The organism is Actinoplanes sp. NPDC048791, assembly GCF_040650095.1.
Taxonomy (GTDB): Bacteria; Actinomycetota; Actinomycetes; order Mycobacteriales; family Micromonosporaceae; genus Actinoplanes.
The window spans coordinates 1-7,205 of the sequence record NZ_JBEZGQ010000396.1; the positions used below are offsets into that span (position 1 = coordinate 1).

Annotated in this window: 6 protein-coding genes; 1 reads left to right on the forward strand and 5 read right to left on the reverse strand. The window is 73.6% G+C overall.

From position 1 onward, the window contains the following. Window positions 1-169 precede the first annotated feature (169 nt). Together AB0C29_RS25650 and AB0C29_RS25655 are read right to left on the reverse strand one after the other, a co-directional pair. Window positions 170-1,756 carry a GGDEF domain-containing protein gene (locus AB0C29_RS25650; RefSeq protein WP_360824861.1) on the reverse strand — a complete coding sequence of 529 codons (1,587 nt, stop codon included), beginning with the start codon at window positions 1,754-1,756 and terminating at the stop codon, window positions 170-172. A 105-nt stretch (window positions 1,757-1,861) separates the two neighbouring features. Continuing rightward, window positions 1,862-4,252, reverse strand: a complete 2,391-nt coding sequence (locus AB0C29_RS25655) for a hypothetical protein (RefSeq protein WP_360824864.1) — start codon at window positions 4,250-4,252, stop codon at window positions 1,862-1,864. A gap of 96 nt (window positions 4,253-4,348) precedes the next feature. Between AB0C29_RS25655 and AB0C29_RS25660 the strand changes: the two genes are divergently transcribed. Continuing rightward, window positions 4,349-5,269 carry a hypothetical protein gene (locus AB0C29_RS25660; RefSeq protein WP_360824867.1) on the forward strand — a complete coding sequence of 307 codons (921 nt, stop codon included), beginning with the start codon at window positions 4,349-4,351 and terminating at the stop codon, window positions 5,267-5,269. A gap of 15 nt (window positions 5,270-5,284) precedes the next feature. On the opposite strand, the gene AB0C29_RS25665 is transcribed toward AB0C29_RS25660, so the two are convergent. The 3 genes from AB0C29_RS25665 to AB0C29_RS25675 form a co-directional block, all read right to left on the reverse strand. Further along, window positions 5,285-5,458 carry a DUF4236 domain-containing protein gene (locus AB0C29_RS25665; RefSeq protein WP_212988815.1) on the reverse strand — a complete coding sequence of 58 codons (174 nt, stop codon included), beginning with the start codon at window positions 5,456-5,458 and terminating at the stop codon, window positions 5,285-5,287. A 67-nt stretch (window positions 5,459-5,525) separates the two neighbouring features. Then, window positions 5,526-5,981, reverse strand: a complete 456-nt coding sequence (locus AB0C29_RS25670) for an Rrf2 family transcriptional regulator (RefSeq protein ID WP_212988814.1) — start codon at window positions 5,979-5,981, stop codon at window positions 5,526-5,528. A 72-nt stretch (window positions 5,982-6,053) separates the two neighbouring features. Further along, window positions 6,054-6,986 carry an AraC family transcriptional regulator gene (locus AB0C29_RS25675; RefSeq protein WP_360824870.1) on the reverse strand — a complete coding sequence of 311 codons (933 nt, stop codon included), beginning with the start codon at window positions 6,984-6,986 and terminating at the stop codon, window positions 6,054-6,056. Between the last annotated feature and the right edge of the window lie 219 nt (window positions 6,987-7,205).

Here is a 7,205-nt window from a genome sequence, read left to right on the forward strand (position 1 = left end):
GGTGCCCACGACCCGCGGTGGCGGCCACGAGTTCTCGGCCGGCGGGATGCGGCTGGACTACCTGATGGCCGCACCGCCGATCGCCGCCCGGGCCACGAACGCGCGGGTGCTGCGCGGCGCCGAGACCGAGTACGCCTCCGACCACTACCCGCTCGCCGTCGACCTGGAGCTATAGGTCCGCCACCACGCGGTCGCGGCCCTCGCGCTTGGCCACGTACAGGTTGCGGTCGGCCAGCGACAGCAGCGTCGACGGGGTCGCCCGGCCCTCCGGCGCGGTCGTGACGCCGATGCTCGTGGTCACCGGCATCGTCCCGGTGACCGGCTCCCAGGCGTGCGCCCGGATCCGCAGCCGCAGCCGCTCGCAGCAGTCGGCCGCCTGCTCGGCGTCCAGGCCCGGCAGCACCAGCAGGAACTCCTCGCCACCGATCCGCGCGGCGATCATCGGTCCGGTGACCGTGTCGGTCAGCAGCCGGGACACCTCCTGCAGCACGGTGTCGCCGGTGCTGTGCGACAGCGTGTCGTTGATCCGCTTGAAGTGGTCCAGGTCGAGGATCGCCAGCGACAACGGCGTGCGCCGCGCGACGGCCTCGCTGAGCAGGGCGGGCAGCCGCTCGTTGACGTACCGGCGGTTCCACAGGCCGGTCAGCGCGTCCCGGTGGGCCATCTCCCGGAAGTGCTCGCTGGCCCGGCGCGCCTCGGTGGCCTCGAAGACCGCCTGCAGAGCCCGCGCCTGCGCGTCCCGCTGCCTCGAGTTCAGGGCGTTGGCCGCGGCGTAGAAGGCGCGGTGCTCGTCGTAGGCCTCCTGATACCGGCCGGTGGCGGCGAATAGGGCCGCCTGCTCCTCGCGGATCTGGGCCCGTACCCGGTCCAGGCCGCGCTCCTCGGCCAGCGCCACCGCCGCGTCCAGGGCCTCCTGGGCCGCCCCGTAGCGGCGGCTGAGCCGGCGCGCCTCGGCCAGGGTGAGCATGCAGACCGCCGGGGCGTCGCCCTCATGGCTGAGCAGCGCGGAGGTCGCGCCGTCGAGGATGACGTGCAGAGCCTCCTCGGCCGCGTCGTAGTTGCCGCTCATCATCTCGATCCGGGCGATCGTGTCGATCTCCAGCGCCCCGAAGTCCCGGCCGCCGCGTTCCCGGACCTCGTGCATGTGCCGGATGAGCTCCCGGGCCCCGGACTCGTCGCCGTTCTCGAAGGCCGTGTAGGCCATGTTGTTGAGGATGTTCATCGTCAGGTCGAGGTCGCCGATCTCCGTGGCGATGGCGAGCGCCTCGCGGAACCGGCGGTCACCCTCCTCGGTCGAGCCGCTCTCGTCCAGCGCCACGGCCAGCCGCATCAGGTGCAGCGCCCGGACGTTCTGCGGCTCGTCGTCGGTGAGGTTGGCGACGCACTGCACCGCGTGGCTGAGCCCCTCGGACAGGTCACCGATCTGCCGGTAGAACAGCGACAGCACCCGGTGCGCGCGGGCCAGCAGGAACGGGTGGTCGTGCTGCTGGGCCCAGGCCAGCACCTGGTGCGCGCGCCGGCCACCCTGCTCGGACCGGCCCTCCCGGACCAGCGACATGGCGCGCAGCAGCCGCGCCCGCATGGCGAGATCCCCGGCGCCGAGTTCGTCGGCCCGGCGCTCGATCAGCGCGGCCGGCGTCGCCAGCGAACGGAACTGGGACGGCGGACGGTCCTCGAGCTCCGCCAGGGTGGCCTCGAGCGTCGTCAGCTCGTCCACGGCCACGGCGCCGGCTGTCTCTGCCGCCTCCGTCGTCACCCGCGTTCCCGCTTTCCCCGTTGAGTCCCCGGTGGGTCCTCGGCAACCGTTGCGATCGGACGCGCGCGGTGATTGCTGAGGTGTTGCCGGGTTGCAAGTCGGTTACTACCGCTTCGTACACACCGCCTCGGACGCCGCGACCTGGTCGACGGTATAGACGACGGCCACGGAGAAGCAGTAGTTGTTCTGCCGGTTGAGCCCGTACACGACGTAGTCGGTGGTGCCGGCGGGCAGCTGCTGGAACGCCCGCTGCTCCTGCCCGGTCCGGCCGCCGGAGATCAGCACCGGCCCCTCGGAACCCTTCGGATACCGCCAGGTCAGCGCGACGCTGTCCCGGTTGTCCTGCAACGTCACCCGGGTGGGGGCGACGGCGGCGTTGCTCGGCCGGGCCGAGGCGGAAGCGGCCGGTGGGGCCGCGGAGACCGGTGCCGAGGCGGTCGGGCCGGCTGCCGGCCGGGCGTCCTCGCGGGGCCAGGTCGCGACGACGATCGCGGCCGCGGCCGCGATGCCGGCCACGAGCACGGCGGCGAGGACGAGGGGCTGCCGGTTCCGCTTCTCCACCGGTACGGGCAGACGACGGTCCGCCCCGGGCGCGGCGGGCTCGTCCACCGGGAGCCGCGGGCCGGGCGGATAGGTGTCGGGCGGGTACGCGGCCGGTGGGAACGAGTCGGGTGGCCAGGGGCCGGGTGGCTCTGCGGTCCAGCCCTGTTGTGGCTGCTCAACCGGTTGCTCGTGCGGCTCCGCGACCGGCCTTTCGACGGGCCTTTCGACGGGCCTCTCGACCGGTCTTTCGGCTGGTCGGTAGGTCGGCGGGGCCGGTGCGGCCATGGCCATGTGCGGCTGGGGTGCCGTCTCGGACCAGGACTGCTGCGCCTGAACCGGGATTTGCGGGGGCGGCATCGCCCAGGCACCCGGTGCGGCCTCGGCGGGCGCTTCTTCCTGCAGCGGGGCGGAGTCGGGGCGCCGGGGGGTGAAACCGTGCGCCTGCGGCGGCGGGGTCACCTCCAGCTGTGGCGGATCCACCTCGGCCGCCGGGTTCTCTGCGGTCTCGGCCCAGGGAGTGCGTCCCACCCAAGGGGCCGGGTCGCCCGTCTCCGCCGGGGGTGCTGGGTCAACCGGCGGCACCGCCGAGGCCGGGTGGGCCGTCTCAGCGGGGTGGGCGCGCTCGGGCAGCACGACGGTCTCGTCGGGGTGGACGCTGTCGAGGACCGGAGCGGTCTCGGCCGGAGGAGCGCTGTCAGCCCGATAGGCGCTCTCGGTCCGCGGGGCGCTCTCGCCAAGTGGGGCGCTATCGGTTTGGTAGGCGCTTTCGGCCTGCGGGGCATCTTCTCCCGGCTGGAAGGTCGCGGGCGGCCAGCCGGTGTCGGCCGGCGTGGTCTCGGCGGGCGGGGCGCTATCGGCCTGATAAGCCCTGTTGGCCCATGGGGCACCCTCGCCCGCCAGGACGGTCGCGGGCGGCGAGGCAGTGTCGGCCGCCGTGCTGGCCTCGGGCGGCGAGGCAGTGTCGGCCGCCGTGCTGGCCTCGGGCGGTGAGGCAATGTCGATCGGCGGGGCGGCCTGAGACGGCGGGGCGGTGTCGATCGGCGGGGCGGCCTGAGGCGGTCGGGAGAGCTCTGGTGGTGGGGCTGGGGAGATCAGGGGGAGGGGGACCGGTGGCTCGGGGCGGGCGTGGCGGCCGGTCGGGTCGCCTGGTGCCGCCGGCTCCTGGCGTACCGGATGGATCTCCGGGGTTTTTGCCGGCACGCGGGTGACGCCCGCAGCCGGGCCGTCCGGCGCCGGACCTGTCGAGCGCTGCACCTGGCCGCATGTGTGCCGGCCCGAGGGCTGCGCCCCGGCCAGGCGGGCGACCTGCCGGCCCAGCGGGTGGTCCGGCGGCAGGTAGCGGGCGCACAGCTCCTGGGCCCGGCTGAAGTGCTGTTGCGCGTCGCGTTCGTGGCCGCACTCGCGTTCCATCGCCGCCAGCCGGGCCAGCATCTTGATGCCGGCCGGGGCGTCCTCGCCGTGGGCCTGGTTGTGCCGGGCCCAGGCATCGGCGAGCCTGTTCCGCGCGGCCATGCACTGTCCGGAGGCGTGCTCGGCGGTGGCCAGGTCGGCCTCGGCGGCCAGCACCCGCGCCGACAGGCGGCCGTCCACAGCGGTCAGTTCGGCGACCAGGTCGTGGTAGAGCTGGGCCGCCCGGCCGTGGTTGCCCACCCGGTGCAGCACCGCCGCGTGGGTCGCCGCCGCCGCGATCGTGCGTTCGTCGTGCGGGCCGTGCAGGCGTTCCTCGGCGGCGTGGGCGAAGCCGGCCCAGGTGCGGGCGGCGTGCGGGTCGCCGAGGGCGATCAGGATCCGGGCCTGCAGGGCCGCGGCCAGCGCCAGGTCGGGGGAGGCGCGCTGCGGGTCGGCGTCGGCCGGGTCCAGCGCGTCGGCGAGCACGTCCCTGGCCCCGGCGAGGTCGCCCGCGGAGGTGAGGATCTGGGCCTGGGCGGTGAGGTCGGCGAGCGGAGGTGCCACGTGCCTCATAGTGTCTGCTCGGACACCCTCGGTACAAGACCCGGCTTGCGGTGACCCGGCCCGCCGCGCTTGGACGCGACGCCGTATAACGAGGTCATGACCGCCGACAGCGTCGCCGACGTCAAGCGTGAGATCCTCGTCCGCCACCTCGAGGCGTGGGCGCCCGCCGCGTTGCACCGGGCCCGCCGTGCCACCTATGTGCACGGTTACGCCGATGCCGGGCCCGAGCTGGCGCAGGCCGCACTGCGGGTCTTCGTGGACCAGTCCGACCTGGTCCGGGGGCGCGAGCTGACGATGCTCGCGCTGGGCGAGGAGGTCGGCGAGGTGGGTGCGCGGCTCTCCGCGATCCAGCAGGAGGCCGGCGCGGGTGCGGGGCTGACCGTGCAGGCTGTGTCCGGTGGCACTGACGCGCGGCTGGCGGTGGCGTTGAAGGCGGTCGGGGCTGGTCGCGTACCGCTGCTTGCTTTTCTGGATGCGACCGCCGCGGGCGGGCCGCCGCTGCCGGCGACCGTCGCGGCGCTGACCGCGGGCAAGCCCGCGGAGGCGGTGATCGTGGTCCCGGCCCCGGGGTTCGTGGCCGACGACTACCGCGCCGAGCTGCGGGCGGCCGGCTTCCCGCTGGTGGCGGCGGTGGAGCTGGCGACCGGGGAGGAGCCCGGGCAGGTGCTGGTGTTCGCCACCCAGTCGGGCAAGAACCTCGAGGGTTTCAAGGACGCGCTCTGGGCGGTCGACGAGTATGCGGGGGTGCGTTACCGGGACCCCGGCGACCCGGAGCGTCACCTCATCGACATCTCGCTCAGCCCGCATCCCGGGCCGCTGCGCCGTGAGCTGCTGGCGCATCTCGCCGCGGTGGGCGAGGCGACGGTGACCGACCTGCGGACCTTCGCGCTGACCGAGACCGTCTACCGGGCCGCGGACGCGACCCGGGTGCTGCAGGCGCTGCTGACCGCCGGGTCGGTGACCCGGCGGCCGGAGCACGGCAGGCTCGGCGGCGACGTGGTGATCGCCGCGGCGTGAGCTGTCAGTGACGGGCTAGGACTTGTCCTGCTTCCACGACAGCGGGCCGGGCAGGTCCACACGGTGCGCCTTGGCCTTGGAGTTCCAGGACCAGCGGCCGATCTTGATGGACCAGGACGAGAATCCCCGCTGCGTGAAGTTCAGGATGAACGGCCCGAACTTCTTGCGACTGCGGTATTGAATGCCCATCGGGGGAGTCCTTCCGTGGAGAGCCAGGTGGCCGGAAGATTCCCGATGGTGGATTTCCGCAAACCCCTCAGCGTGGCTGCCAGGCGTCGGGCCTGGTGGTCAGCTTGCGGACGTGGGCCGGCATCCGGCCGCTGATCAGCTCGGCCAGGCTCACCTCGTCGACCACCTCGCGGACCGCGGAGCGTACGGCGACCCAGAGGTTGGGCAGGTTTTCCGCCGCCCCCGAATACTGGGTCTCCTCGGGGCGCAGGCCGCGGACCCCCGCGAGTGGACCGTCCACAGCCCGCAGGATCTGACCGATCGTCACGTCCCGGGGACTCTGTGACAGGGTGTAGCCACCTTCGGCACCGCGCTGAGCTCTGACCACCCCGGCGCGGCGCAGGTCGGCCAGCACTGCCTCGAGGAACTTCCGGGGCATGTTCTGGTCCTGGGCAATGGCCTGGGCGGACATCAGGGCCGGGTAGGCGTGGGCCAAGCTCAGCGCCGCCCGTACCGCGTAGTCGCCGCGCGCGGAGATCTGCACCCCTCCATCATGCCGCGTCGAAGCCCGTGACCCTCGCGCACCCCGGGAATAATGGGAATTCGGGCATCACACTCAGTCAGCGGCCAGTCGCTGGGCCGGGACCCGGGCCCCGATGTCGGCCACGTCGTCGGCCACCTGGGTGGGCATCGCCGCTGCCGCGCCGGCCCGGAAGGCGCCCGGGCTCAGGCCCGCCTCGCGGTGGAAGAACCGCCCGAAGTTGGTCGGCTCGCCGAAGCCGAGCCGGCGGCCGATCTCCGCCACCGACAGCTCGGTGCAGGCCAGCAGCCGGCGCGCTTCCAGCGCGACCCGGTCGTCGACGACCTGCTTCGCGGTGCGGCCGGTGACCGCCAGGCAGGCCCGGGTCAGCGTACGGACCGAGCAGCCGAGCGAAGCGGCGTAGTCCTCGACCCTCCGGCTGTGCGGATGGCCGTCCTCCAGCTCCCGGCGGAACCGCGCGAACGTGCGGCTCTCGGCGCTCGTGGTCCCCGCGCGCCGGTCGTCGCCGCTGGTCAGCAGGGCGATACGCAGCAGCAGGACGGCAAGCTGATGGCGCAGCAGCGCGGCCGCGACCGGCCCGGAGGTGTGCCGGGCGCAGTCGACTCCGAGCTGCGCGACCTCGGTGATCACCGCGTCCTCGTCCTCGCCGGCCAGCTGCCAGCGGTTCGGCCCGGGCAGATCATCCACCGGTACGCCGGTGACGTCGGCGGCCGAGAGCAGGTCGCGGTCCCAGGAGACCAGGGAGGCGTCCAGTCCCGGCTCGATACCGAAGCGCAGCGCCTGACCGGGCCGGATCCAGAGCAGGGTGCCGGGCCGGCAGCGCTGCAGGACGAAGTCGATCTCCACCGTGCCGTGCCCGGCGGTGGTCAGCGCGAGCAGGTGGTACGGCAATCGGCGCGGTGCCGGGCGCGGCGTCGCCAGGTCGGTCTCGGGCAGCGTGCACGTGCCCACGCCCGCCCAGTTCGGGGCGGGTGCGGACCTGCTCGGACGCGCGGTGGAGGTGACCATCGAGCCGACCGTATCGGGCCGTGACCAGCGATGCACGTGTGAGTGCCGACCGCGCCTGATATCGGTGTCACGGGGCAGAAATCAAGGGTCAAATCGGACATTAAGTACGGTCGGTCGTGCTATTCGCTTTGTGCCCGGGATTCGGCGACAATCCGCCGACTGTCCGTTTCCCGGACCCGGGCGGCAAAAAGGCGACCCGCGCGGACCGGCAGTGTCCGC